This is a genomic window from Porticoccaceae bacterium LTM1 (genome assembly GCA_030252795.1).
Lineage (GTDB): Bacteria > Pseudomonadota > Gammaproteobacteria > Pseudomonadales > Porticoccaceae > SCSIO-12696.
Map to the genome: position 1 here is coordinate 2,007,673 of CP127080.1, position 26,111 is coordinate 2,033,783.

The 26,111-nt window shown below is 49.5% G+C and carries 25 protein-coding genes; 9 read left to right on the top strand and 16 right to left on the bottom strand.

Annotated elements, in window-relative coordinates:
• Positions 1-2: 2 nt before the first annotated feature.
• Both QP938_08795 and QP938_08800 read right to left on the bottom strand, forming a co-directional pair.
• On the bottom strand, positions 3-521 hold the full coding sequence (locus QP938_08795; GenBank protein WIO73397.1) for a TlpA disulfide reductase family protein: 519 nt from the start codon (positions 519-521) through the stop codon (positions 3-5).
• Complete coding sequence (locus QP938_08800; protein ID WIO73398.1) at positions 493-1,752, bottom strand: YihY family inner membrane protein; 1,260 nt, start codon at positions 1,750-1,752, stop codon at positions 493-495. The genes QP938_08795 and QP938_08800 overlap by 29 nt, the downstream gene beginning before the upstream one ends.
• Before the next feature lie 61 nt (positions 1,753-1,813).
• Here QP938_08800 and arsC point away from each other — a divergent pair, with 61 nt between their 5' ends.
• From arsC to sppA, 4 genes are all read left to right on the top strand, one after another.
• On the top strand, positions 1,814-2,158 hold the full coding sequence (gene arsC / locus QP938_08805; protein ID WIO73399.1) for an arsenate reductase (glutaredoxin): 345 nt from the start codon (positions 1,814-1,816) through the stop codon (positions 2,156-2,158).
• Positions 2,159-2,484: 326 nt separating this feature from the next.
• Positions 2,485-3,078: an NAD(P)H:quinone oxidoreductase gene (wrbA, locus tag QP938_08810; GenBank protein ID WIO73400.1), complete on the top strand. Its 594-nt coding sequence runs from the start codon at positions 2,485-2,487 to the stop codon at positions 3,076-3,078.
• Positions 3,079-3,093: 15 nt separating this feature from the next.
• Positions 3,094-3,438, top strand: coding sequence for a DUF2069 domain-containing protein (locus QP938_08815; protein WIO73401.1), 345 nt, complete (start codon positions 3,094-3,096; stop codon positions 3,436-3,438).
• A gap of 24 nt (positions 3,439-3,462) precedes the next feature.
• On the top strand, positions 3,463-5,319 hold the full coding sequence (gene sppA / locus QP938_08820) for a signal peptide peptidase SppA (GenBank protein ID WIO73402.1): 1,857 nt from the start codon (positions 3,463-3,465) through the stop codon (positions 5,317-5,319).
• Positions 5,320-5,562: 243 nt separating this feature from the next.
• Here sppA and QP938_08825 read toward each other — a convergent pair whose 3' ends face one another.
• The 12 genes from QP938_08825 to QP938_08880 all read right to left on the bottom strand — a co-directional run bounded on the left by QP938_08825 (position 5,563) and on the right by QP938_08880 (position 19,730).
• The gene (locus tag QP938_08825; GenBank protein WIO75646.1) at positions 5,563-6,870 is read right to left on the bottom strand and encodes a TRAP transporter large permease subunit; all 1,308 of its coding nucleotides are present in this window, start codon (positions 6,868-6,870) and stop codon (positions 5,563-5,565) included.
• Complete coding sequence (locus QP938_08830) at positions 6,870-7,427, bottom strand: TRAP transporter small permease (protein ID WIO73403.1); 558 nt, start codon at positions 7,425-7,427, stop codon at positions 6,870-6,872. The genes QP938_08825 and QP938_08830 overlap by 1 nt, the downstream gene beginning before the upstream one ends.
• 1 nt (position 7,428) lies before the next feature.
• Positions 7,429-8,421 carry a TRAP transporter substrate-binding protein gene (locus tag QP938_08835; protein WIO73404.1) on the bottom strand — a complete coding sequence of 331 codons (993 nt, stop codon included), beginning with the start codon at positions 8,419-8,421 and terminating at the stop codon, positions 7,429-7,431.
• Between the two features lie 52 nt (positions 8,422-8,473).
• Entirely contained in the window at positions 8,474-9,415 is a 942-nt protein-coding gene (locus QP938_08840; protein WIO73405.1) for a biotin-dependent carboxyltransferase family protein, read from the bottom strand.
• Positions 9,412-10,110: a 5-oxoprolinase subunit PxpB gene (pxpB, locus tag QP938_08845; protein WIO73406.1), complete on the bottom strand. Its 699-nt coding sequence runs from the start codon at positions 10,108-10,110 to the stop codon at positions 9,412-9,414. Before pxpB ends, QP938_08840 begins: the two co-directional genes overlap by 4 nt.
• On the bottom strand, positions 10,107-10,847 hold the full coding sequence (locus QP938_08850; protein ID WIO73407.1) for a 5-oxoprolinase subunit PxpA: 741 nt from the start codon (positions 10,845-10,847) through the stop codon (positions 10,107-10,109). Before QP938_08850 ends, pxpB begins: the two co-directional genes overlap by 4 nt.
• Before the next feature lie 123 nt (positions 10,848-10,970).
• Entirely contained in the window at positions 10,971-14,030 is a 3,060-nt protein-coding gene (locus QP938_08855; GenBank protein WIO73408.1) for an efflux RND transporter permease subunit, read from the bottom strand.
• Between the two features lie 12 nt (positions 14,031-14,042).
• On the bottom strand, positions 14,043-15,119 hold the full coding sequence (locus tag QP938_08860; protein WIO73409.1) for an efflux RND transporter periplasmic adaptor subunit: 1,077 nt from the start codon (positions 15,117-15,119) through the stop codon (positions 14,043-14,045).
• 632 nt (positions 15,120-15,751) lie between these two features.
• On the bottom strand, positions 15,752-16,807 hold the full coding sequence (locus QP938_08865) for an isoaspartyl peptidase/L-asparaginase (GenBank protein WIO73410.1): 1,056 nt from the start codon (positions 16,805-16,807) through the stop codon (positions 15,752-15,754).
• Positions 16,808-16,990: 183 nt separating this feature from the next.
• On the bottom strand, positions 16,991-17,740 hold the full coding sequence (locus tag QP938_08870; protein WIO73411.1) for a TIGR04219 family outer membrane beta-barrel protein: 750 nt from the start codon (positions 17,738-17,740) through the stop codon (positions 16,991-16,993).
• A 156-nt stretch (positions 17,741-17,896) separates the two neighbouring features.
• On the bottom strand, positions 17,897-18,610 hold the full coding sequence (gene hda / locus QP938_08875; protein ID WIO73412.1) for a DnaA regulatory inactivator Hda: 714 nt from the start codon (positions 18,608-18,610) through the stop codon (positions 17,897-17,899).
• A gap of 34 nt (positions 18,611-18,644) precedes the next feature.
• Positions 18,645-19,730 carry a DUF2066 domain-containing protein gene (locus QP938_08880; protein ID WIO73413.1) on the bottom strand — a complete coding sequence of 362 codons (1,086 nt, stop codon included), beginning with the start codon at positions 19,728-19,730 and terminating at the stop codon, positions 18,645-18,647.
• Between the two features lie 282 nt (positions 19,731-20,012).
• On the opposite strand from QP938_08880, the gene purM reads away from it, so the two are divergent.
• From purM to QP938_08905, 5 genes are all read left to right on the top strand, one after another.
• Positions 20,013-21,074 (top strand): phosphoribosylformylglycinamidine cyclo-ligase, encoded by a 1,062-nt coding sequence (gene purM / locus QP938_08885; GenBank protein ID WIO73414.1) that lies wholly within the window; start codon positions 20,013-20,015, stop codon positions 21,072-21,074.
• Complete coding sequence (gene purN / locus QP938_08890) at positions 21,071-21,739, top strand: phosphoribosylglycinamide formyltransferase (GenBank protein WIO73415.1); 669 nt, start codon at positions 21,071-21,073, stop codon at positions 21,737-21,739. The genes purM and purN overlap by 4 nt, the downstream gene beginning before the upstream one ends.
• An 88-nt stretch (positions 21,740-21,827) precedes the next feature.
• A complete protein-coding gene (locus QP938_08895; protein WIO73416.1) occupies positions 21,828-22,610 on the top strand; it encodes a DUF3108 domain-containing protein in 783 nt (260 codons plus the stop codon).
• A gap of 127 nt (positions 22,611-22,737) precedes the next feature.
• A complete protein-coding gene (locus QP938_08900) occupies positions 22,738-23,598 on the top strand; it encodes a DUF3014 domain-containing protein (GenBank protein ID WIO73417.1) in 861 nt (286 codons plus the stop codon).
• A gap of 147 nt (positions 23,599-23,745) precedes the next feature.
• Positions 23,746-24,108 carry a SirB2 family protein gene (locus QP938_08905; GenBank protein WIO73418.1) on the top strand — a complete coding sequence of 121 codons (363 nt, stop codon included), beginning with the start codon at positions 23,746-23,748 and terminating at the stop codon, positions 24,106-24,108.
• A 119-nt stretch (positions 24,109-24,227) separates the two neighbouring features.
• Here QP938_08905 and QP938_08910 read toward each other — a convergent pair whose 3' ends face one another.
• Complete coding sequence (locus QP938_08910; GenBank protein WIO73419.1) at positions 24,228-24,527, bottom strand: antibiotic biosynthesis monooxygenase; 300 nt, start codon at positions 24,525-24,527, stop codon at positions 24,228-24,230.
• A 1,109-nt stretch (positions 24,528-25,636) separates the two neighbouring features.
• Positions 25,637-26,038, bottom strand: a complete 402-nt coding sequence (locus QP938_08915) for a hypothetical protein (protein ID WIO73420.1) — start codon at positions 26,036-26,038, stop codon at positions 25,637-25,639.
• Positions 26,039-26,111 lie beyond the last annotated feature (73 nt).

Genomic DNA, 26,111 nt, shown 5'->3' on the forward strand with positions numbered 1-26,111 from the left:
AACTACGTCCCCTGCTCGCCATTCGGGTAATCCATGTCTCCCTCCATCTTGAGAATCACCATCTCCAGGGCTTCCACACTTTGCGGCCCCATCAACAGTTGCTGGAAACGACCTTCACGATCAATAACCAAGATTTCTGGTAACACCTCGCTGGGCTCAACCCCAAAACGACTGCGGGGGTCATCCAACAATAATGGGAATTTAATCCCCAGCATCTCGGCCTGCTTGGCCAGCTTTTCACCCTGCAAGTGATCCATATTCACACCAAGAGTGACAACATTTTCCTTGTGTCCACTGGCAAAGTTGTTTATCTCTTCAATCGCGCCTCGACAGGTGACACACCAATCTGCCCAGTAGACCAATAACACGGCTTTCCCGTGCAAATCTTCAAAGTTGATCGAGTCGCCACCCAATAATGGATAGTCTTCGATAGATTCCTGCTTACACCCAGTCGTCAGCAAAAAGACTGAGAGAAGGGCAATTAATGACAATCTAATCTGGTTCGCTTTCTTTATTATCATCGAATAAATCCCCCACAGATTTATGCATGAGTGGTTTCAAATGCTCATTCGTCCCTGAAAGCATCCTACTCAGACACCTGAACCAGTCATATCGTTCCAGCTTTTGCGCTGCTTCGGCTGATGGTTGGGCGGTAAACTGCTCTCCAAACATAGACACTATTTCGGCAATCGTCACCCTTCTGAGGTCTCGAGTTACCAGATACTGTCCTTTGGCCGATACTGCCAGCAAATTATTTTCAAGCATCATATTCCGCAAACTCTGCCAATGCTGTTGATCAATTCCCGCTTTCAGCATGTGACGATCCGTTACACCGGCTCCGCGCTGCTGGAGAGTGTAAGCGCGATAAAGAACCAACAATGCGGCCACCAAATTGGGGAAATGAAAGCCCTGCACCTCCGCTTTAAAGGTCTCTCGGCCGCGTACCAGTTCTGCACCGATCAGCAGCAGAGTCCACACCATGTAAACCCATAAGAGAAACAGCGGCACTACAGCGAAAGCTCCATATACAGTTCGAAAGCTGCTGTGCGCTACCACCACCCCAAAGACAGCTTGTAACCCTTCAAACAAAAGCGTGGTCAATAGACCGCCCAGCAATGCGTCGCGAAAGCGCACCCGACAATTTGGTACAGCCACAAACAACAGCGTCGCCACCACCCAGGTCAACAATAGTGGTAATACCTGAAACAGGGTCGCTACCAGGCCCAGGGTATCGTATTCATCCACCAACCATTGATAAGACAGCAGATAGGCATTCATCCACAAGCCGACACCTACCAGTAACGGTCCCAGACTCAAAATTGCCCAGTAGAGCAGAAAGCTGGTCAAGCCACGTCGACGACCGACAGTTCCCCATATCTTGTTGAAAGCCTTTTCGATATTGACCAGCATCATGTAGGAAGTAACGACGAGAATAGCGACCCCAAACCAGCTTAGTTTCCTGGCCTGAACCATAAAGCCATTGATGTAATCCTGCAGTCCATGGCTGACTTCGGGTAGAAAATAGTCAAATAGCAGCGACTGCAGTTTCTCATCCATCCCCTGAAAATCGGGAATAAAGGACAGCATGGTGAAGGTGACGGTGAGCATCGGCACCAGTGCAAACAACGTCATATAAGTGAGTGCAGCTGCCCTCTCCTGGCAGCCATCTCGGAAAAAGCGCGTCCCGACATGGTGAACAAACTGCCACACCAAATAAGTGCGCGCCTTGACCACTTCCATCAACTGGCTCATACCGGTTATTCCCTTTAGAATGCTGTTTTTATTATCTACGACTAATATTAGACAAAATACTATGACTACTATCTACCATAACCCCCGTTGCTCCAAATCCCGCGAAACCCTCAAACTATTGGAAGAGCGTGGCATTGAGCCGGAAGTCGTTCTCTATTTGGAAAATACCCCGTCTGCTGACGAACTCAAGGGATTATTGAGCAAACTCGACATAAGCGCTCGCGACCTTATTCGCAGCGGTGAAGATGCCTATAAAGAACAGAACCTGGCAGACACCAGCCTGACTGAAGCACAACTGATCGAGGCCATGGTAGCGCATCCGAAATTGATTCAGCGCCCGATTGTGGTAAACGGTGAAAAAGCTGCCTTAGGACGCCCACCGGAAGCTGTACTGGATATCCTGTAATTAGGGCCTGTTGGCACTAATTGAATACTTGCTGTTGTGACTAAAAAAGCGCCAATCAAGGCATGAGGAGAGTGGTTTGGTCATTCCAAATAAACGACGAATAACGCAGGGTGGCGCGTTTTTAGCCTCAACCCGAAGGGCTGAGGGCATTTTTTCGCCCAGCTGTGTTATCAGTCGCTTATGTAGATTGACTACACTGCACTCCTTCTGCCTTGCTGGCCAAAAAAATGGCCTTCAGCAGCGAATATTCAATTAGTGTCAACAGGCCCTAGAAAGAGCCGGGTTACTGTTCGGCTCAAGATAAACACTTGGGGGCCACAATCACAATGTCTGACAACTACGTATTGATTCTGTACTACAGCCGCTCGGGCAATACCCGCACCATGGCTGAGCAGATCGCAGAGGGCGTCGAAGCCGCAGGAATGGAAGGCAGGCTGCGTACCGTCCCCGCCGTCTCTACTGTTTGCGAGGCCACCGAATCAGATATTCCAGAGCAAGGCGATCTCTACGCCACCAAAGAAGATCTGCGCAACTGCAGCGGGTTGATCCTGGGCAGCCCGACCCGCTTCGGAAATATGGCTGCACCGCTGAAGTACTTTATCGACAGCACGTCAGAAGAGTGGTTAAACGGCGACCTGATTGGAATACCGGCAGCAACTTTTACCTCCACCGGTAGTTTGCATGGCGGCCAGGAGTCGACTCTATTGAGTATGATGCTGCCACTGCTGCACCACGGTATGGTTATTGCCGGAATCCCCTATTCCGAAGCTGCGCTAAATCGCACTCAAACCGGTGGCACACCCTACGGCCCGTCCCACAAGGCTGGCACCAACAGTGACATAGGGCTTTCAAAGGATGAGATTGAGCTCTGTCGTGCCCTGGGTCAGCGCATTGCCAAACTGGCGAGCAAACTTAAATAATTAACCGAGAACATCATGGAAAACTCCTGCAAATTATCACTGGCACGCTGGCTCACATGGTTAAGCTACGGCGCATTTATTATTACGCTGTTTTTTAATGCGTTATTGCGAGATGCGCCTCTAATGATTTACGCAATCACCCTGCTGCCCCTGTTGATTTTTATTCCTGGCATGCTGAAAGAGCACTACAAGAGCTATTCCATGCTGTGCTTTGTCTGCCTGATGTACTTTACGGTAATCACTGTAAACCTGTTTAAGCCCGAACCCAGTGTCTGGGATGTAATGGAGATGGTTTGGGTCTGCATATTGTTTATTTCTGCAATGATGTTTAGCCGCTGGAAACAGCGCAGTCTGCTATAACTGGATTTTCAAGGAGGTAATACCATGAGCAACCAATCCCCGGGAATTTTTCGCCGCGGCCTGCAATTTATCGGCAGCTCGCTTAAATCCCTGGCAAAAACCATTCTGAGCCTGTTTGTTCGTATCACCGTGTTACTGATTTTGGTAGTGATCCTGATCGCAATTGTTTCTCGACCGGAACCCATCAAACACGACGTCGCACTGCGACTGGCACTGCAAGGCGAACTGGTAGAGCAACTCAGTTTTGTTTCACCACTCGCACAAATGGGAAGCACCCGGCAACTTGAGACACTGGTTCGCGATGTTACCGATGCAGTCGACAGTGCCGCCAAAGACAAACGTATTAAAGGACTGGTGCTGGAGCTGGGACAATTCAGTGGCGGCAGCCTGAGTAAACTGGAAACAGTAGGTCAGGCCATTTCACGCTTCAAAGAGAGCGGAAAGCCGGTTATTGCCGTAGCGGACAACTACAGTCAGGCCCAATACTTTCTAGCCAGCCATGCGGACGAGATTTATGTAAACCCGATGGGTGCGGTAGAGATTACAGGGATGGGCAGCTTTCGCCCCTACTTCAAAGACGCGCTCGATAAACTGAAAGTAAACGTCCACGTTTTTAAAGTGGGTACTTTCAAGGACGCTGTCGAACCATTTACCCGCACAAACATGTCGGATGCCTCCAAAGAGCACAACAGCGAGTGGGTTAATGCGCTCTGGAAAATCTATACCGGTCATATCGAGTCACAGCGTGAACTGCCGGTGGGTGCCATCAGCGATTACATCGCGAATATGGACAGCGAGCTGATCAAGCAAGGCGGAAACACCGCGAAACTGGCACTCAGTGCCGGGCTTGTGGATGGCATTGCAACCCGCGATGAGATGCAGAACCTGTTGATTCAAAAAATTGGCCATAACGGTAACGGCCAATACCCCCGTGTGGAATTACGACGCTATATAGCCGATGTTCGCGCCCATGAGATGGCGAACGGTTTTCTGGCTGAGAAAAAGGTTGCCGTAGTCGTCGCTAAAGGCGAAATCCTCGATGGCGACCACCCTTCCGGCACTATAGGCGGCGATACCCTGGCCAACCTACTCAAACAGGTTCAACAGAACCCAAATTACAAAGCAGTAGTACTTCGTGTGGACAGCCCTGGAGGTAGTGCATACGCTTCGGAAGTTATTCGCCAGCAAGTTGTAAACCTGAAAAAACAGGGTATTCCGGTAGTCGTTTCAATGGGCAGTGTTGCGGCTTCAGGTGGCTATTGGATTTCGGCAAATGCCGATCAGATCTGGGCCTCACCTTCCACTATTACCGGCTCCATCGGTGTGTTTGGCATGCTCCCGACTCTGGAAAACAGCCTCAAGGAAATTGGCATCAATATAGATGGCGTAGGCTCAACGGATATGGCCGGATTTGCGTCACCGCTGTTGCCGATGAATGAAAAATCCAATCGCGTGATTCAGGCGACGGTTGATGGCATTTATCAGGACTTTCTGGAGCTGGTTGCCGAAGGCCGCAACTCTACCCCACAAGAAGTTCATCAAGTTGCCCAAGGTCGGGTCTGGACTGGCACCCGCGCCCAACAACTTGGACTGGTTGATCATCTCGGAGGCCTGAAGGATGCGATTAATGCGGCTGCGCAACTGGCCAACTTAACCGATTACCAAGCTGAGTTTGTTGAAAAGCCACTGACTCTGCGCGAGCAAATTCTGCGGGAACTATCCAACGGCAATATCGGTGTGGCAAAGATTGATATTCAATCTTTCTTGCCTGATTCATTACAGAATCTGTGGACCGGAGCAGCTTCACCACTAGTACAGGAACTTAATGCTTTAAACGATCCGAAAGGCTATTACTTGCGCTGCTACGATTGCACAATGTAATAGCTGTTTGAAACAACATAAAAGCCCCGGTACTGCCGGCAATGTAGTTCACTTAAGAAATATCGTCATTCCCGCGTAGGCGGGACTAAGGATTGAGTGCCGGAGGCGATAATCCGCCATTCCGAGTATTTTTCGAAATGGATCCCCGCTTTCGCGGGGATGACAAGTACTTCTAAGAATTTAAGTGAATAGCATTACGGTAGTACCAGGGCCTTTTTTACCTTTAAGCATTATTAAAGACAACTACATATTCTCGGGCAACCAGGTAACCATCTCCGGCATCGCCGAGATCAATGCAACCATCAGCAGCAGTATCACAAAAAACGGCAGCGCTGCTTTGGCGATATAGAGAATGTTCTTACCCGTGAGAGATTGCAGTACAAACAGGTTAAAGCCTACCGGCGGTGTAATCTGCGACATCTCCACCACCAGAACCAGGTAAATACCAAACCAGATCAGGTCAAATCCGGCGGCATCCACCAGTGGCAATACGATGGATGTAGTTAATACCACAACGGAAATACCATCCAGAAAACAACCCAACAGAATAAACAATACCGTCAGCGCCACCAGCAACCACAGTGGTGAAAACTGCTGCTCACCCACCCAGTTGGCCAACAGCTCAGGGATACCGGTAAAGCCCATGGCAACGGTCAAAAACGCTGCCCCTGCAAGAATAAAAATGATCATGCAGGAAGTGCGCATGGCACCCATCAGTGAAGCAGTAAAGCTATCTCTGGTAAGTGAACCCGTCATGCGCGCTAACAAGAGTGCCAGTGCAACCCCAACTGCAGCGGCCTCGGTTGGTGATGCAAGTCCGCTGTAAATTGATCCGATAATTCCCGCAATCAAAGCCACCGCCGGGGTAAGTTTTTTCAGTCCCTGCCACTTCTCACGCCAACCCGCAGGCTCAGACTCCTGGGGTACTTTGTCGCGATTCAGCATCGACCAGATCATCACATAGCCGATGAACAGGCCAATCAAAACCAGTGCAGGAATAATGCCGGCGATAAACAGCCGAGCGATTGACTGTTCTGAGCCGGCACCATAAACAATCAAAATAATGGACGGTGGAACCAGCAATCCCAGAGTACCTGAGCCCGCCAATGTGCCCACCATCATTTTTTCGTCATAGCCACGTTTTCTCAGTTCCGGAACTGTCATTTTGCCGATGGTAGCTGCCGTTGCCGCCGACGAACCAGAGATAGCCGCAAACACGCCGGAACCCAATACATTGGTATGCATCAAGCCACCGGGAAGTCGGGATACCCAAGGGGATAAGCCGGCAAACATATCGGACGACAACCGCGTTCGAAACAGAATCTCCCCCATCCAGATAAACATGGGTAGCGCTGCCAGCTCCCAGGAATTACTGGAGCCCCAAAACGCAAACGATATCGCCAGCCCGGGATCTACCGGTGTAAAAACCGTCAGCATGACAAAACCGGTTCCTACCAGGGCCAAAGCCACCCACAAACTGCTGCCAAGCAATACCAGCATTACCACCACAGTGGTTAGCAACAAAAGAAGCGCATTCATTCCTTCAAGCATCACTCGGCTACCTCCATATCTTCAGAGGCATCCACCAGTGTGTATGACGCATCCTCTCCACCCAGAACAACAACCAGATCATCCAGCAGGGCAATTGATAAAATCACGAGCCCCAGCGCCATAGGCAACTGAACCCACCACAGCGACACCGAGATAACTCCGTAGGATTGTTCATGAAACTGCCAGCTGTCCAACACAAGCAGCACCGCATGCCAACTGCAAAATGCCGCTAACAAAAAGCCGGTCAACAGACAGAATATTTCTACCTTGCGTTTGGCCTGAGCCGATAATTTTTGTGTCAGCAGCGACACGCGAATATGACTGCCGTGCCGCATGCTATAGGCCAGCCCCAGAAATGCCGAAGCAACCAATAAAAAGGCCGCAAATTCAGCCACCGATGGAATCACCAATCCCAGCGATTCACCACTTATTGATTTGGCGATGCCATTAATGATTCGACACATCACCTGTGCCAATACAAGTAAACCAATCGACGCCAAACAGGCTGCTGCCAATACGCCACTGGCTTTGTAAATCGTATTCAACAAACAGCGCATATCAATTGCCCTCCTGGTCAATAGCTTCAGAGAGCTTGCGATAAGCATCAATAACAGCCCTACCCTCTACCCCGGAGCGATTCAGCCACTCTTCGATCATCTGCTCACCAACACCATGCAGCTGCTCCATAAAATGCGCTGTTGGTTGGGTAATGCTCATCCCTTTCTCGGCCATTATTGCCACAGTTCGATCGGTCTCTTCTCTACTCGCCTGCCAGCCACGCAGCTCTGCCTGCTTGGCAGCATCCAGCAAAATCTGGCGTTGCTCCACGGTTAAGCTGTCAAACGCCTGTTGATTGACCACTACCATGTTTTTCACAAGGAAGGCATTGATTGGATAGTAGTGAGAGACATAATCCCAGGCCTGGGTGTTGGCACCGGTACTCGGCGAAGTAATCATGGCGTCTACCCGGCCGGTACTGAATGCTGTGGGTATATCTGGCGCTTCAACCTGGGTTGGTACTGCGTTTACAGCCAGTGCAATCTGCTCGGTTGCCCGGTTGTAGGCGCGAACTCTCAACCCGGCCATATCGGACGTATCGGCCAATTCGCGAGAGGCATACAGCCCCTGAGGGGGCCAGGGAACCGCAAACAGTAACTTCATCCCGCGTTCACTTAACACCTTCTCGATTTCGGGACGACTTGCCTGCCACAGTTGATACGCCTGTTCGTAATTTGAGGCGAGAAACGGGATGGAGTCGAGTTCATAGAGCGGATTTTCATTCCCCAGCCTCGACATCAGCAACTCACCAATAGGAACCAGCCCTCGTCTCACAACAGTGGCAATTTCCGGGTGCTTGAACAGCGAGCCAGCACTGTGAGTTTTGATCAAAAACTCTCCGTTGCTGGCCTGGCTGACCTGATCAGCAAATTCAATAATGTTGGCGGTATGAAAGTTTCGATCACCGTAGGGTGTCGGCATGTGCCATAAGGTCTCTGCAACGGCCGACGTTCCCCACAATAACGCCACAGCCATTAGAATATGTTTTTTCACTCCTGCCCCCTTCTTATTTAAAAATGCACTTTTTTTAGAAGTGCTCTTTAATTTATATTTTTGCTTTTAATTTTGGATGAAAATCAAAAAACTGCCTGAACAGGCAAAGCTCGTATTGAGCCTCTTCCAGGCTCCCTAACTCAAAGCGGATCTCGTCACCGGGCTGACACTGGGCCAACCTGGCAATATCCACTGCATAAATGTTGCCGAGTTTTGGATAACCACCAATGGTCTGCCGATCATTGAGCAATATGATTGGTTGTCCATCACTGGGCACCTGTATCGAACCCAAAGCGACTGCTTCCGACACCATATTTCCCGGTATATCGCTGAGCGGCTTGCCTTCCATGCGGCACCCCATTCGATCAGCACGATTAGACAAGTGATATCTCTGTCCAAAGAATTGCCGACGTGTCTGTTGGGAAAACTTATCGAACTGGTTACTCGGCATCACACGTAGAATTGCCGGCTTGGTGTAGTCGGGCCGGAAATGGCGACTGACGCGATTCAGTATTCCCGGCTCGCCCACATCGTAAGTAATCTCATCGCTGCCCTGAAGTGGCTTGCCATCTGCCAACCCACCCAGCTGATCTCCCATTACCGTTGCGCAACTGCCCAGAACCTGCGGTACATTAAAGCCACCATGCACAGCCAGGTAACTGCGCAAACCTGATCGTGGCGATTCTGCGCTGAGCACCGATCCAGCCTCGGCGTAATGAGTACGCCACAGCATCAACGGCATTCCGTCCAGACGCCAATTGAGATCAGCACCGGTAATGGCAAACCGAACACCCCGGTTAAATCGCGCCGAAAAATTGCCGTAACAGATTTCAATCTGGGTAGCGTTGGGATTGTTATCCAGTAGTTTATTGGCCCAGCAAAAAGCGTGGCTGTCCAGCGGGCCACCGGTCGTAATTCCCCGGTGTTGAGAGCCGAAGCGGCCACCATCCTGTAACAGTGATACCAATCCCGGATTGACAATCGTCAGGCTCACAACTGCCCTCCCAACCGAATAAATTCGTCGCGATCCACAGGTACAAATTTCACTCGATCACCCACCTGTAAAAGGGCTGCTGGCTCCGGGCCACTTCGATCAAACATCTCCAGTGGACAACGACCAATAATATTCCAGCCACCGGGGCTGACATCTGGATAAACCGCCGTTTGTGTCTCGGTGATCGCTACAGCGCCTTTCGGGACTTTTTTTCTTGGTGTATCCAGTCGAGGTACTTTTAAAGCTTCCGGCAAAGAGCCCATAAAGCCAAAACCGGGTCTAAACCCCAGTGCATAGACTCGCAGCTCACACTGGCTGTGCAACTCCACAACCTGCTCGGCAGTCATCCCGGTTAATTCACAAACACGCGCCATATCTTCAGCGACTTTTTCGCCGTAATAAACGGGCAATTCCAGGTATCGACTTTCTGATTCGGGAAGCTCTCCCTGCAAAAGCTCACTCACAATTGCCTGCAAGCTATGGCGCAGCTGGGAGTAATCGATATGGGATACGTCGTAATAGACTGTCAGGCTGGTAAAAGAAGGCACCAGATCAACAACAAATTCAGATAGCCTGGACTCAATCAACTCACCAAGCACGCGAATCTTTTCCAAAACCGTTTCGTCAGCCTGTTCAGCCAGGTAAATAATTATCGCTTCTTCACTGGCTGGAACAATGGAAACTTCTGAACTCACTCAACCGCCCCATCAATCAGCTGGCGCAAACTGGCAGCGACCTGTATTGATTCCGGGTTATCGCCGTGAACGCAGATGGTATCTGCGGTTAACCGTAATCGCTTCTCATTAACCGTAGTGACACTGCCCTCTTCCAGCAGCTGTTTGACTCGCTGAATAATGTCTTTTTCATTATGCAAAACCGCTCCGTTCTGATTGCGGGATACCAGTAAACCCTCGTCGGTGTAGGCGCGATCGGCAAAAAACTCGAACTGCAGGGACACACCGTATTGGTCCGCCATCTGCAGGTAATGATCATTGCGAGTCGTACTCATCAGCATCATCGATAAGTTTCTATCAACACCGGAAATGGACTCCATAATGGCACTGCACAGGCCATCATCTTTCATCATGTCGTTATAGAGCGCACCATGTGGTTTTACATACGAGACGGTAGTGCCATGGCGATGACAGATAGCTGACAAGGCACCCACCTGATAGGCCACCAGCGCAATGACCTCATCCCGCCCCATCGCCATGGAGCGACGCCCAAACCCCACCAGATCCGGATATCCGGGATGGGCACCAATGGTTACACCGTGCTTTACAGCCAGTTGTACGGTGCGATCCATCGTCAACGGGTCAGACGCGTGAAACCCACAGGCAATATTGGCCTGGTGAATATGCGGCATAACCGCTTCATCCATACCCATTTTCCAGGCACCAAAACTTTCGCCGAGATCTGCGTTAAGAAACATGAATTGAGTCCTACGATAAACAGCGCCTAAATATATCGGGATTTGGACACTATTGATAGCAAACATAGGGGCCTAAAATGACCCCATATTTACTCTGGATACAGGGTCATCGCTATATTTCAATTAGTGAGCTTTCACCTTGAACAGCGTTGAATAAAGCACAGGCACTACCAGCAACGTCAACAAAGTGGCGAAGAGTAAACCGCACATTATTGAAATGGCCATTGGCTCCCACATTTCCCCTCCCCCCAAATAAAGAGGGATCAACCCTAACACTGTGGTTGCCGTTGTCAGCAAGATGGGGCGAACTCGGCGCTGCGCAGCTTCCAGTACAGCATCAAAAGGGGTGCGTTTAAACTCATCCAGCTCAATTTGGATCCGCTCCAGCAACACAATAGCGTTATTGATCACAATCCCGGCTAAAGAAATAATACCGAGCAGTGTCATAAATCCCATAAAAGAGCGAAGCACCAACAACCCGACAATGACACCTATCAGCCCCAAGGGTATGGTTAGCAGCACGATACTGGCTTTTCTGATTGAGTTAAATTGACCAACCAGCAAGATAACGATGATAAGAACCGCTATCGGTAGCTTATCCATAATTGATTGATTCGCTTTGGCAGAAGATTCGGCTTCCCCGCCCAATTCATAACGGAATCCCAAACCCCACTCAGCGGACTGCTCAATAAGCCACGGATGTAGTTCAGCAAATCCCTCGGCTGCCGTGTAATCGCCTTCCAGCTGTGCTCCGACTGTAACCGTCTTGGTTCGATCCCGTCTCAGAATCCTCCCCGGCTCCCATACCACTTCGATATCCGCGACTTGCTTTAGAGGCACACTGATACCCGAAGATTGTGCGTATACAGACAACCCCTCCAGCTTTGTAAAGCTGTTCTCTAACGCGGCTTCAGAGCGCATAGTGACAGGAATAACATCGGAGCCTTCCCTGTACTGGGTAAGCTCAACACCACTCATACCAGCCTGCAGCGAAACAGCAATATCCTGACTACTGACTCCAGCTCTCAAAGCTCGGGCCTGATCTATTTTGACAACAAGCTTTTTAGACTGAATTCCCCAGTCATCGGTTATATTTTTCAAGTTGGGATTTCGACTCATCTGTTGTTTCAAATCCCCAACAATTTCGAAGAGACGATCAAACTCTGCCCCTGAAACACGTACTTCAACGGGGTTATCAATTGCAGCGCCTGTTTCAATTTTCTTGAGCTTTACAACCACATCGGGATAATTATTGATAACAAAACGCTCAATCTCCCCCATCGCCCGATCGATCACCTCCGCCGACTTGGTATTAATGACCATCAAAGCGTAACTGGGCGAATTGGGCTTCGGCGTATGAGTCAACACGAATCGTGCCCCACCGTTCCCGATGTAGGAAATCCAGTCTGTTACCGCCTTTCCATATTCAGACTCTTGAGCAAGCTCTCTTGCCACAAAGTTCTCCACCCCGGAGACCACCTCCTCCATATTCTCCAAAGATCGACCTTGTGGAAGCTCCAGTTCCACCTTGAAATAGGCACGATCCGAAGGTGGGAAAAATATATTGGGTATGTATTTCAGACCATACAAAGAGACAGAAAACAGGGCAACGACCACAAGCAGTGACATATAGCGGTACTTGATCAACGCCCCCAACACATTCCGGTAACCGGTATAGAAACGGCTGCTATATTCTTGCCCAGACGTTTTGATCTTTAGAAAAATCACACATAACAATGGAATTATCGTCATTGATAACAGCCAGGAACAAAGCAGGGTAATCGTTACAACCTTAAACAGGGAAGCTGTGAACTCGCCAGTACTCGACTCCGCCAAATAAATTGGTAAAAATGCAGCAGCTGTTGTCAGTGAGGACGTAAGGAGTGGAATTTTCAATTCAGAGGCTGAAGCAATCGCTGCATCAATTCGACTTTTACCCTCCTCCATTTGCACCATTATATTTTCTGACATAACAATGCCATTATCTACCAGCATTCCAAGAGCTATAATCAATGCAGCCAATGAAATCTGATCCAGTCCGATGGACAGCACATTCATCAACAACAAAGCAACCAGCATACTAAAAGGAATCAGCGCTGCAACGATCAACCCAGTTCTTATCCCCAGGAACACCAGCATAACCAAGGTAACAACGGCAACTGCCTGCAGAAGATTGGATACAAACCCCTTAACTTTCGCATCTACTTCTTCAGGGGAGAAATTTACGATATTAAAATTCACACCAATTGGGTAAGACTGCTTTAACCGCTCAGTAACGGCTTTCACTTGCTCACCTAAAACAATATTATTTCCACCTTCCCGCATCGATATTGCCAGAGCCAACGCCGGCTCACCGGTGGAACGAACCTTGTATTTTGCAGGGCTGATATAACCCCGATAAACCTGAGCGATATCCTTTAGAAATACGAGCGTTTCTGTGTTTGGTATACGGATAATACTATTTGCTATTTCTTCAACCGACTCAAAATTCCCCGACGCCTCTAATATAATGCGCTCCGAGCCAAGAGTAATTGCACCACCAGGTGTCAAAACATTCCTTGACCCCAGCATTTGCGAAAGCTGGTATGGCGAAATATTCAGCTCAGAGAGTCGCTCGTTATCATAGTCAACAAAAACACTCTCTTCTTGCTCTCCAAACACATCGACTTTTGCCACATCATTAATTCGCAGATACTCACGACGTGAATCCGAAGCAATATTTTCTATTTCTGCGTAGCTGAATCCCTCCCCTGTAATAGTCAGCACTATGCCAAATACGTCACCAAACTCGTCATTAACGAAAGGCCCGATAACCCCATCAGGCAAATCAAGTGCCACATCCTCCACCTTCCTGCGCAACGAGTCCCAAATGGGCCGCATCTCGGTATAACTTTCTTTAATATTGACAACGACTATCGAAACCCCGGTACGCGATTCGCTTTTAACGAAATCCAGCTCCGGCATTTCTTGTATCGCTTCTTCAATTTTATCTGTGACTAGCTGCTCAACGCGCTCAGAGCTGGCACCGGGAAAATAGGTAATAACTTGAGCTGCACGTATTGTAAATCCGGGGTCGTAGGCTCTCGGCATTGATTGAAATGCCATTATCCCAGCCAGCAATAAAACTCCCAGCAGTACGAAAGCTGTTCGATTATTTTCCAGTGCAAATTTGGTCAGGTTCATGATGCAAATCCCTTAATTTTTATCCATTAACAAGACGTGCATCTCTGGTGTGAGTTTACTCATACCAGCCGTAACTACTTCTTCTCCTCCCGAAAGTCCACCGGTTATCTGAATACCAAAAGCAGATATATCGCCAACTTCAACCGGCCTTCTCTCGATAACAGCGTATCCATCCTGGCTGGGTACAGCTACGAATACATAATGCCCCTGACTGTCAGCCAATACTGCCTGCGTCGGAAGGTAGGCAACATCAGTGGAATCATCGTTTTTCTCAAATGGGCGAACTTGGACTACAGCGGACATACCAGGTAAAACATTAAACGTCCTGATAGGGGGCAAAGCCAATGTAACAGGATACGTTTGTGTTCCAGTATTAGGCTGGGCCGCAACCTCTCTGATTTCAAGAGGAAACTGGCTGGATTCATGGCCATCAAAGGTGGCATACATCTCTGGCCTCATGCCCTCCCTCTGCGCCTGGATCATGACACTTTCCGGAACCTCAATAGTGATCAGTAATGAATTGAGGTCCATTAATGTCAATACAGGGGAGCGTGGAGCAATTTCAGAGAAGTTCTCAACATGTCTTTTAGTTATATAGCCCTCAAATGGAGCTAATATCGTTGCATACGCAAGATCTTGCTGCGCTTTTTCCAATTGTGCCTCAGCTATATAGAACTGCGACTCCAACTTTTGATAATCTGAACGAGACAAGATATTACGCTCATACAATGTTTTTGCTCGATCGAAATCTCCCTTACTTCGATCAAAGTCCGCCTGCATCGCCTTTAGCTGTATTTCAAAATCAGTTTGATCAAGTCTGGCGAGCACTTGATTTTGTTTGACATGATCACCTTCTCGAGCAGGCAATTCTGAAAGTGTCCCCCCAACTCGAAAGGCCAAATCGACCCTTCTATTAGATTTCACCACCCCCGAGAACTCTCTTGTGTTAACAGCATTCTGTAAAACTACCGTCACCGTTCGTACAGGCCGAATAGCTTCCTTTTCAGGTGTGGAGTCAGATTTTGAACAACCACTTAACTGAAGTACCAATAAGCTGACCAGCATCACCAGATTTAACTTCTTGTACATTGTGGCTCACCTTGTGAACAAGTATTTAACATAAACCAACCCAATCAAGTGCCAGATTTCCTGGCCACCCCCTTAACCAGACTGAATGCATCACCATGTGCATGACAAGATGTCGTCACACTGTGTAACTAACAAGCTTAGATTAGAAACAGCACCCTTAAGAAAGAAAAGTTGACTAAATAAAACCTCAATCGCACGAGGTAGGTGTAAACGCAGGGGCTGAAGAAAGGAGCCTATTACATTAATGGATTCAAGAGACTCTTTTATGGGGCTCAATATTGCTAAGACTTTGTGGTGATCAGCTGTATTGGTTAATCATTTTGAACAGACATTTCATCTTCTGAAATCGTGGGCACATACATCTTGCACAGCTGATTCTGCTCAGTGTAATTAGAAATCAAGGGGGCCAAAAATCTCTGCACATTTAGATTTACCTCTGGCACAATCTCAACTGCCAATGCATTACCAGAACAGGGCACCAGCCCCGTTCCGACTCCCGACAATTGCGACAGTGTATGCACACCCGTTGTTGATAGAGATAGATAGCCCGATCGGTTCTGTATTACGCTATTTTTACCCCACTGATTTATATTTATCGTCTTTATTTTTATGGGGGCAGTGAGAGATCTGTCCTATCGAAAAATAGCCGTATAGAGTTCACCATTAACATCAATTGAACCCCGGTACATACCCGGCGAGTTAAAGCTAAACACCACAGCCCCCTGCGGGCTCATGCCAACAATGCCGCCCTCGCCTTTCATATCGACCAGCTTTTCCATTACCACAGCGTCTGCTGCCTGCTGCAGCGATTTACCCTGGTACAGCACCCGGGCACAAATGTCGTGAGCCACCGCAGCGCGAATAAAGTATTCGCCATGGCCTGTGGCGGAGATTGCTCCGGCGTTATTGTCCGCGTAGGTGCCTGCACCGATCACCGGAGAGTCGCCAATGCGACCGTATTTTTTATTGGTCATGCCACCGGTGGAGGTCGCCGCTGCGAGATTACCGAACTTATCCAGCGCGACAGCACCTACGGTGCCGAACTTTTTATCGTCGGGCCATTTGCCATCATCGTAAGCGGCTGCCTTATCCGTTTCATCTTCCGACAACACAGAGCCGTCCGGATCTTCCGCCAATACTTTCATTAACTGGTTCCAACGACGCTCCGTTTTGAAATATTCCGGGTCAACGATTTCCAGCCCTACATATCGGGCGAACTGCTCCGCACCTTCACCACTCAGCATGACATGGTCAGATTGAGTCATCACCGCCGCCGCCAGTTTTACCGGGTTTTTCACCATCGATACGCCAGCCGCTGCCCCTGCGTTTAGGGTGTTGCCTTCCATAATAGAGGCATCCATCTCGTTGGTTTTGTGGTGGGTAAAGACCGCCCCTTTACCAGCATTAAACAGTGGCGAATCTTCCATCACCACAATGGCGGCCTGCACAGCTTCAACACTGGTGCCACCGTTCAGCAACACCTGATGACCTGCCCGTAGCGCCTCGGCCAGCGTGGCGTGATACTGCTGCTCCAGCTCAGGGGTGAGGTTCTCTTTTAAAATGGTGCCGGCCCCGCCGTGAATTGCTATGGCGAACGGTTGCTCCATTTTCTGATTTGACTCTTCCATCTCACAACCTCCCAACACACTCAATGACATTGTCAGTATTACCGCAATAATTTGTTTCACGCTACCGATCTCCTAAATCCCTTAAGAACCCCCAGATACTAAAGCCTGACTGGCGATCGCAACCTATCTAATATTTACTCACGCATTCTCCACCAGAGCTACCACACTTTACCTTTAATCCAGATAAAATAAAGGCGGCCAATGGCCGCCTCCACTTACAACATATGCTTCAAAGTGCATCCATTAAAAATGCGCCGTAAAGCCTACGTAAGGTCCGTCGATGGTCAGGTTGGTTTCCAGGTCACCCAGATCATCCAGATCCAGGTTCAGACGGCGGTAACCAGCTTCCACTCCCACATCAAACGCCACCAGGAAAGAGGCTTTCCAGGCAACAGCTGCCGAAAAATCGGTAATGCTGTCGCCGCTGTAGCTGATCACATTGGCATCGGCCTTCAGGGAGAAACCGGTCAGCGGCAGGTCGATTTGACCTTTCACATAGCCCATCGGCAACAGAGTATCCAGATCAATGGTTTCTGACTCGGACATGGACATTGCGGTCAGGTCACCCTTGTATTGACGAAGGGTTAAACCGAGATCCAGATTCAGCCAGTTATCGAGAATTTCGTAGTAGAAAGTCGCGTCAGTCTGGGTCAGGTCAAAATCGGTCATCAGGGCTTCCCCTGAAGTGAAGTTGATATCGTCAAACTGTACATCACCAGCCAGGGTTGCATTACCGGTGGTGGAGAGATCAGTTTGTTTCAGCATGATATTAGGTACCAGCGGTACCGGATGCTCCAGAGCGACGTATAGAACGTTGTTCTTCTCGTCATCGAAACCCAGGGTGGAGAAGTCTGTATCGGTAATACCGATTTTGCCACTCAACCCGGAACTCCACTGACTGGCACCAGCATAAACACCCAGCACAGTATCTGCCTGCGCCGCACCTGATAACAGGGCCATCCCCAGCCCAAGCGCTATTACATTTCTTTTCATTGTTTTCGTTAGCCTCCAAAAGCTATGGGTAACAGGCCCGAACTCTATGTTGTGCGGGCAAAAAAATCCGGAACCAATTCCACAAATTTCGTGATTGTTTTCAAATTGAATGGTGTAGGGCTGCAAGGTTCACTAAGTAAAAGTCACCGCCCGGGATTACCAGCCCAGCGTTTCCTTAATAAAAGGAATGGTCAATTTACGTTGCGCTTCCAGCGATGCGCTATCAAGCTGATCCAAAGCGACAATGAGCTCAGCAACCCCACGGGCACCATGATTAAGCAGATACCGGGCGGAATTTTCCCCCAACTCCATACCACGCAGCTCGGCGCGAAAACGCAACAAAGCGATTTTGTCTTCATCGGTAAGGGCAGGTAAATGAAAGGTAACACCCCAACTCAGTCGCGACTGCAAATCCGGCAATTCAACGCCCAATTCACGAGCGGACGCATTGGCCCCTACCAGCAGGCAGTTGCCGTTGTCGCGAATTCGGTTAAAGAAGTTAAACAGGGCCTTTTCCCAGTTCGGTTGGCCAGCTACAGCGTGGAGCTGATCAAGGCAGACCAGGTCCAGGTGCTCCAGCCCTTCCAGCAGAGCTTCCGGTGGATAATCCACCAGCTCTACCAACGGCAGATACTGAACCTCCAGCCCCAAATCCAGCGCCTGATGGCAGGCACCTTGAAGCAAATGTGTCACGCCACTGCCAGACGCCCCCCACAGGTATACAAATGGCTCGGCAGCTGTCAGCAGCCGCTCCTTGAGTAGTGCAACCGCGTGAGCTTGCGGCGATTGTTCAGGCGCATAGAAATTGCTGAGTGTCGCCTCATCATTGAGCGCAACTCCCAGGCTCAACTGGCGTGGACTGTCTGTCATGATGTTGTTCATTTATCTACAAACTGGTGGCGACTTAGCGTGTCACCGGTCTCCAGCGAAAAAATAAGCTCATCTCGTCGGTAGTCAGATCGGTGATCTCCGCGAGTTTTGGGTCGCGACGCAACAGGTCACGCAACTTTGCCGGGCTGCCATCAATGGCCATGCTCAGATCCAGCACATTGCCATTAGCTGCCACCAGGCGTACCGAGCGAACCATTTCCAGCCCTTCAAAGTGGCTGATTACCGCCTGGTACTCTTTATAGTTATCCACCGACTCAAGACGCAGGGCTACCTCTTCGGCGTTCTGCTTGGGAACAAAAGTATACCCTTGAGAGACTCGATCCACCGACCAATCAACGGCTTTGTCGATCAAGTCTTCCAACGAGCCAGCAATCAACGCTTCCCGATCACTGTGTACGCCCGCTTCCACCTGAATGGATGCGCGATACTCACCACTGTTGGTGCGATAAAAACTCAGCACAGTCCAGTGGTCGGTGTCGTAGCGTTGAGCAGCTTCGGTAGCACGCTCGGCGTTTTGATCCCAGGCATCTCTGGCCGACAGGTTGAGTTGGTCTTCCAGATCCAGTAATGGCAAACGCAGTGGCGCGGCACGCTCAGCCATCTTGCGCTCTAACAATTCGTAGGCCTCCGGCATCAGCTCACGGCTGACATGAAGACGCCCTTCATTGGGAAGATCCGTTACCATCCAGAATAATATCTCCGGGCGATTGGATGGCCAGATTGGCAATTGGGCACGGCGCAGCAGTCGTCTTATCTGGGTTTCATCGTAACGGAGCTTCAGGTTCAGGTACTCTGGAGCCGTCAATGTTGCAGGTTGGTGATCGTAACTGTGCTGGAGGCGATAACTGTCGGCTCGATTCAAAGCATCCTTTACCGCCGAATGATTAACCACATCGCTTCGGCCACTGACTTTCACCAGTACTTGCGCAAGGCCAGCGCGAGTGCCTTTGGTGCGCTCCAGTGCCGACTGGTCTTCCACTTTAACTGCCACCTCATACAGCCCTTTAACCTCTACCGCGTGGCTGGCAAAAGCAGTGCACAGCAAAATCAACGGCAAAATCCAGGAGCGTATTGCAAGACCGGCTGAACGTATGAGCATGGAAAACCTTAACTTATACCTGTTATTAGTAGCCGCACATTGTAACAGCAGCACCTGATCGGTAAATGGTAATTTCCAGTATTGCCAAAAAGTTAGGGGCTGTTAACACTCGTTGAGCGCTCTCCCTATCAATAAAGGGGGGTAAAATGACCGCTAGCAGCCTATATTCAGCCAGAGATAACCCTCCTTCGAGATTTAGATGGTTTCGCACCGTCGAAACGGCTAAAATACGCCGCTTTCCATGTTTCACTTAACTTTTTAACACTTCTGCGGTTGCCATCCATGACCACAAAACAGCAAACCACCCCCCTCAGCTACAAAGATGCCGGTGTTGATATCGACGCGGGTAACGCCCTGGTAGAACGCATCAAGCACGTTGCCAAACGCACTCGCCGCCCTGAAGTAATGGCCGGCCTTGGCGGATTTGGCGCCCTGTGCGAATTGCCCTCCGGCTACCGTGAACCCGTACTGGTTTCCGGCACCGACGGTGTGGGTACCAAGCTGCGCCTGGCGATGGACCTGAACATGCACGACACCATCGGTATCGACTTGGTGGGCATGTGTGTAAACGACCTGGTGGTCTGCGGTGCAGAGCCTCTGTTCTTCCTCGACTACTACGCCACCGGCGCTCTCAACGTAGACACCGCCGCTGCAGTTGTTGAAGGCATCGGTAAAGGTTGTGAGCTGGCTGGTTGTGCCCTGGTAGGCGGTGAGACTGCCGAAATGCCTGGCATGTACGAAGGCGAAGACTATGATCTGGCCGGTTTCTGTACCGGTGTGGTGGAAAAGTCTGAAATCATCGACGGCAGCCGCGTTCACGTTGGCGACAAACTGATCGCCCTCGGTTCCAGCGGTCCGCACTCCAACGGCTACTCGCTGATTCGCAAGATCATCGAAGTAAGTGGTGCCGACATCACCACCGAACAAGTGGACGGCAAGCCGCTGGCTGAAGCCCTGATGGCACCAACCCGTATTTACGTAAAACCGCTGCTGCGCCTGATTCGCAACAGCGAAGTTCACGCACTGTCCCACATCACTGGTGGCGGTCTGCTGGAAAACATTCCTCGTGTACTGCCGGACAACGCCAAAGCCGTTATCGACGTGAACAGCTGGGAAATGCCTGCAGTCTTTAACTGGCTGCAAGAAAAGGGCAACGTGGACAGCCGCGAAATGTACCGCACATTCAACTGCGGTATCGGCATGGTGCTGGTAGTTCCCGGCGCAGAACTGGATAACGCTCTGGACACCCTGCACGCTGCTGGTGAAGATGCTTTCGTAATCGGTGAAATCGCCCAAGCCAAAGCTGGCGAAGAACAGGTGGAACTCAAGGGCCTGACTGCGTGAGTTCAACCAGCACCACCGAAAAGCCGCGCCTGGTCGTTCTGATCTCCGGCAGCGGCAGCAACCTGCAAGCCTTTATTGATTCCGCCGCCGATGGCACCCTGTGTGCCACCGTTGCGGCGGTGATCAGCAACCGTCCAGGCGTAATGGGCCTGGAACGCGCCAGCAAGGCGGGTATCCCCACCCAGGTTGTCGACCACAAAGAATTCCCGGATCGCGAAAGCTTTGATACTGCACTGGGTGACTGCATCGACCAGTTCCAACCGGATGCTGTGATTCTGGCGGGCTTTATGCGCATTCTCACCCCCGGCTTTATTCGCCGCTATCAGGGCAGAATGCTCAATATTCACCCGTCGCTGCTGCCCAAATACCCGGGTCTGCACACTCACCTGCGCGCTATTGAAGCTGGCGATTCGGAAGGCGGCGCCACCGTGCACTTCGTCACTGAAGAGCTGGATGGTGGCCCTCCAGTGCTGCAAGCTCGAGTTCCCATCCTGTCGGGCGATGATGCCGATGCCCTTGCCAAACGCGTTCTGGGTTACGAGCACCAGATCTATCCGCTGGCTGCCCAATGGCTGTGCGAAGGCCGCTTGACCATGGAAAATGGTCGCGCCCTGCTGGACAATGAAGTGCTGCCAGAAACCGGCTACCCTTTTTCGGAAGGCTGATTCACAAATCAGAAAAAATACGGCAGACCGAACGGTCTGCCGCTATTACAATCTAAAGGTAAGTTGACACATCACTCAGGGAGAGATCATGTCACGCACCACGATTTGTAACCGGCATCAAAAAGAATCGCTGTTATTTTCTGTACTTATTTCCCTTTTATGCTTCTCAGCTTTCAGCATTGGCGAAACCAACGAGCCAACTGAACAACCATTACCTCCCACCGAGCAAGTTAATCCACTCACCCCTTTTCACGCCACTTACTCAGCAAACGTGAATGGCCTCAGCTTAACGACTGAACGCGAATTAAAACCCCTTGGTGGCAACCGCTTTCAAATCAGCAACAATGCCCGCAAGCGATTTATGGGGCACATCAACGAGCAGAGCACTTTTACCCTGAAAGCTGGAAATAAAGTTCAGCCGGAACATCACCTGCTATCTCGCAGCCTGTTTGGCTTTGGGGATGACGAAGAAACCCGCTTCGACTGGAAGAACAACCTGGCCCACTACAAAGATGATGATAAAGAGCGAAGTATAGAGCTTAGTGGTGGCGAACTGGATCTGCTGGGCCTTCAGGTGCAACTGGCCCTGGACTTGAGTGCGGGAAAAGAAAGCTTCGAATACCAGATTGTCCGTCGCGGCCGCAGCAAAGAGCAGAGCTACCGCATAATCGGCCATGAATCCCTGGACACGCCAATAGGTAAAGTGGACACCATCAAATTGCAGCTTCACCACGACAACCCGGATCGCTCCACTGAAATCTGGCTGTCACCAAAGCTGCACTATCAGGTCGTTAAATTTCATCAGGTCGACGATGACGGCGACGAATTCGATTTATCGCTTTCCGAAATCACCTTTGCCAATAAACGCTGAAATCAGGTGAACGATTTGCTCAGCTGAAGTCAAATGAATAAGCACAAACAACAGAGTTCCATACTTTCTGCAGTTTGTTGTTCTATCATCCCTGAAAAACCAATTCATTTCGGTATGGAGAATACAGATGGACAACTTTGATAATAATCGTCCAGAGTACAGCCAGACTTCTGCATCAAAACGCCCTATGCAAATTGCCATTTTAATAGTGGCTGTAGGCCTGTTAGTTATTGGCGGCTGGTGGTTAATGCGCCCCAGCGAAGCGCCTAATCCCGAAATTGAAACCGTACCAATGGAGCCAGTACAACAGGTTGAAGAGCCTGAGCCCGTTGTTGAGCCGGAACCAATTAAAGAACCAGTCGAGCCAACCGAACCCACCATGCCCGCTGAGCCAGCCCAAGTGCTGCCATCACTGGACGACAGTGATGAATATGTGCGAGAAGAGGTTCTGGCACTAAATGATGCCGAACCGGTGAAACAGTGGGTGCAGGCTTCCGACCTGATCAAACGCTCTACCGCCGTGATCGACGGCATCACCCAAGGCGTTATGTTACGCAAATTCCTGCCCGTTAAAGCACCAGCCGGAAAATTCGCCACCCAAAAAGTGGGCGAGCAGTACTTTATCGACGCCAACAACTACCAGCGCTACGACGACGTGGTTTCCCTGCTGACTAAGACAGATCCAGCTAAAGCTGCAAAGTCTATTACCAACCTGGAACCGCTGTTTGAAGAAGCCTTTGCCGCACAGGGCTACGAGAATCGCACCTTCAAAGATGCGCTGATCGAAGCCATCGATCAAATACTGGCAACACCAATTTATCAAGAGCCGCCAGAGTTAAAACTGGAGTCGGTTTACTTCAAATTTTCCGATGACAGCATAGAAAACATGTCCGATGCCCAGAAACAACTGATCCGCACCGGTCCGGAAAACACCCAAAAAGTGCAGCAGTACCTGCAAAAACTGCGTGTGGAACTGATGAAGATGTAGCTACATCCCTCGTCATCCCTTTTCATCCCTAGTCATCCCCGCGAAGGCGGGGATCCATATTGAACAAAGCTCCTAGCCTTCACAAACACCGAGACCTATGGATGCCCGCCTACGCGGGCATGACGTCCCTTCAAAAAAACACGCAATATGACCTACCAACTAATAAAAAACGCCCATATCACTTTCGCCATTATCAGCATCAGCTTCTTTATTATTCGAGCCTGGTGGTCCTACCGGCAATCGCCTTTGATTACAAAACGCTGGGTCAAAACAACACCCCACATCAACGACACCCTGCTCCTCGCCTGTGCCATCTACCTGATGATCACTATCCACCAATACCCTTTCGTAAACAGCTGGTTAACCGCCAAGGTGCTGGCACTGCTGGCTTATATTGGATTTGGAACGATTGCGATCAAGCGCGGGAAGTTATGGGCCGGGATAGTGGCGGTTGGCTGTTTTGGGTATATCGTGATGGTGGCGTTGGCACATAACCCCTTCCCTTTTTAGAAACACATCTGGTTAGAGATAAATTACTCCGGCCGGCTGTAGATGACTCTGTAAATCCTTGGTCGTCATTCCCGCAAAAGCGGGAATCCACCGATTTAGATGGCATGACTTTAGATTACCTATTTGGCGTCAAAAAACTCAAAGTGCTCAACAGACACGCTCTCCACAAGAGATTCTTCATCCTCCAGAAGAACGACCACCTGGTAATCTTCCCCTACCGCACTTTTTAGAGCCTCGAAACTTTCCCAAATAGAGATCATCGAAAACACCGTAGAGGTGGACCCCAATGGTCTCCCAGGGTAGTAAGCCACCAATCCAGGCTGGGATTTAAGCCAGGGGATCGAGAATTTTTCCACCTTCTCTTGCCATTCCCTATGATTTTCCGGGCTGATGGTCGCTTTGAATATGCGAGTAATCATTATCTATTCATCTCTATGATTTGATATTTATATGTCGTCCACACTCAAATATAGATGAGTCCAGTCCTGCCCACGCCCTAATAGGGACTCGGTTAGAAAATCCTCAATAAGGCCGGGAATGTGCGGTGCCGTCGGAGGTGGAGATTCCAGAGTGAGAGAATGCCAAGATCCTTAAGAAATTCTGCCCTACCAATCAGGATCTCTACAAATAGTTCCGTCTATTTCTGCTGGCATATATTGTATATGGAACGATTGCGATCAAGCGCGGGAAACTTTGGGCGGGGATAGTGGCGGTTGGTTGTTTTGGGTATATCGTGTTGGTGGCGTTGGCGCATAACCCAATGCCGATTTAGTTACTCGGATACATCTTATGGAAAAACACCCTTCCTAATCCAGCAGAATAAATCAGCCCCCTTTTCCTGATTACTCAACATAGCCACTGAGCGGTGACATTGTTGACTCATTGAAGACAATAGGTTCCAGCATATTAAGATACTTAGTGTTTACAAATACTATGTATGTTGGGTTTGTTTCTCCCCAGCCTGTGTAAAATGGATACAAAACTGTACCCTTCGGCAATTCCCCTTCTTGATTCGGCGACTCTTGAATTATGAGCCGAGAGGAAAGTGCTAGTGGGTTAGCTAAAATCTCACGATTTTTCCAAATAGTACCCGCGAAGAAGCTCGGAACAATCAACGCCATCACTATCAATATTCGATACATTAAAAATAGGCCCGCCCTTTTCTGCATTAGTATCACGCTTAATCAGCCCCAAAACCGGAAGGTGCCACAATACGCCTTAAACCACACATCCACTGAGCGAGAAACAAACAAGATATAGGTAATATCACCATAACTCCAGACTCTATTGAAACCCAATAAATACAGAGAAAACTACCAAGCCAGCCTATAAACCTGAATATACTAAGCCTATACCCAACATCAATCGCAGCAAATGACATACCAAGCATTACCAGGCTAAAGATTAGTGGAATTTTATCTTGATTCTCCTTAAATAAGAGGGCAATAAAGCAGAAACCACCAACCATCAACCCCCACCCAACCAAATTCAACACCCTCACCATCAGAAAATCCTTTGAGGTATAACGTCAACCAGCGTCCAATCCAAATAGGTACCCTCTAGCTAGGTAGACAAAATGAGCGGTTACCAGAAGAGGCAATATTAGAAACGCATACTGAGCGGCACTGGGATTCATAATAAAAGAAGCCAAAATAATAGCCACCACCCCAGCACACAAACAGAAAAAAATAATCCTTGGTGACTCAACAATTAGACTTGGAGTCGCTATCTTCAAGTAGGTTTGGGCAATTCCATATAGACCTGCGATACCCGTAATAGAGAGCAACGTAAAAAACAACCCCCAATAGTCACCATCAAAAGCCGAGACAATACCCAACAGCCCAAAAGCCGCACACACGACAACCATATAAGCTGGCCAAATAAAACATATGATAAGCTCTACGGCCAAGATTACTTTAAATAGCCTCATTGGTTAGCCACTCATACTGACTCTATAAATCTATCGGAACACAGTTAGAGTTAACCTAATAAAATAGGCATCC

Coding starts and splice junctions, on each gene's coding strand:
- QP938_08815 (WIO73401.1), top strand. CDS start 3,094: ATGGAAAACTCCTGCAAATTATCACTGGCACGCTGGCTCACATGGTTA.
- QP938_08830 (WIO73403.1), bottom strand. CDS start 7,427: ATGCGCTGTTTGTTGAATACGATTTACAAAGCCAGTGGCGTATTGGCA.
- QP938_08915 (WIO73420.1), bottom strand. CDS start 26,038: ATGAGGCTATTTAAAGTAATCTTGGCCGTAGAGCTTATCATATGTTTT.
- QP938_08825 (WIO75646.1), bottom strand. CDS start 6,870: ATGCTTGAAGGAATGAATGCGCTTCTTTTGTTGCTAACCACTGTGGTG.
- QP938_08895 (WIO73416.1), top strand. CDS start 21,828: ATGTCACGCACCACGATTTGTAACCGGCATCAAAAAGAATCGCTGTTA.
- wrbA (WIO73400.1), top strand. CDS start 2,485: ATGTCTGACAACTACGTATTGATTCTGTACTACAGCCGCTCGGGCAAT.
- sppA (WIO73402.1), top strand. CDS start 3,463: ATGAGCAACCAATCCCCGGGAATTTTTCGCCGCGGCCTGCAATTTATC.
- arsC (WIO73399.1), top strand. CDS start 1,814: ATGACTACTATCTACCATAACCCCCGTTGCTCCAAATCCCGCGAAACC.
- QP938_08795 (WIO73397.1), bottom strand. CDS start 521: ATGATAATAAAGAAAGCGAACCAGATTAGATTGTCATTAATTGCCCTT.
- hda (WIO73412.1), bottom strand. CDS start 18,610: ATGACAGACAGTCCACGCCAGTTGAGCCTGGGAGTTGCGCTCAATGAT.
- QP938_08900 (WIO73417.1), top strand. CDS start 22,738: ATGGACAACTTTGATAATAATCGTCCAGAGTACAGCCAGACTTCTGCA.
- QP938_08850 (WIO73407.1), bottom strand. CDS start 10,847: ATGTTTCTTAACGCAGATCTCGGCGAAAGTTTTGGTGCCTGGAAAATG.
- QP938_08880 (WIO73413.1), bottom strand. CDS start 19,730: ATGCTCATACGTTCAGCCGGTCTTGCAATACGCTCCTGGATTTTGCCG.
- QP938_08860 (WIO73409.1), bottom strand. CDS start 15,119: ATGTACAAGAAGTTAAATCTGGTGATGCTGGTCAGCTTATTGGTACTT.
- QP938_08910 (WIO73419.1), bottom strand. CDS start 24,527: ATGATTACTCGCATATTCAAAGCGACCATCAGCCCGGAAAATCATAGG.
- purM (WIO73414.1), top strand. CDS start 20,013: ATGACCACAAAACAGCAAACCACCCCCCTCAGCTACAAAGATGCCGGT.
- QP938_08905 (WIO73418.1), top strand. CDS start 23,746: ATGACCTACCAACTAATAAAAAACGCCCATATCACTTTCGCCATTATC.
- QP938_08870 (WIO73411.1), bottom strand. CDS start 17,740: ATGAAAAGAAATGTAATAGCGCTTGGGCTGGGGATGGCCCTGTTATCA.
- QP938_08855 (WIO73408.1), bottom strand. CDS start 14,030: ATGAACCTGACCAAATTTGCACTGGAAAATAATCGAACAGCTTTCGTA.
- QP938_08800 (WIO73398.1), bottom strand. CDS start 1,752: ATGAGCCAGTTGATGGAAGTGGTCAAGGCGCGCACTTATTTGGTGTGG.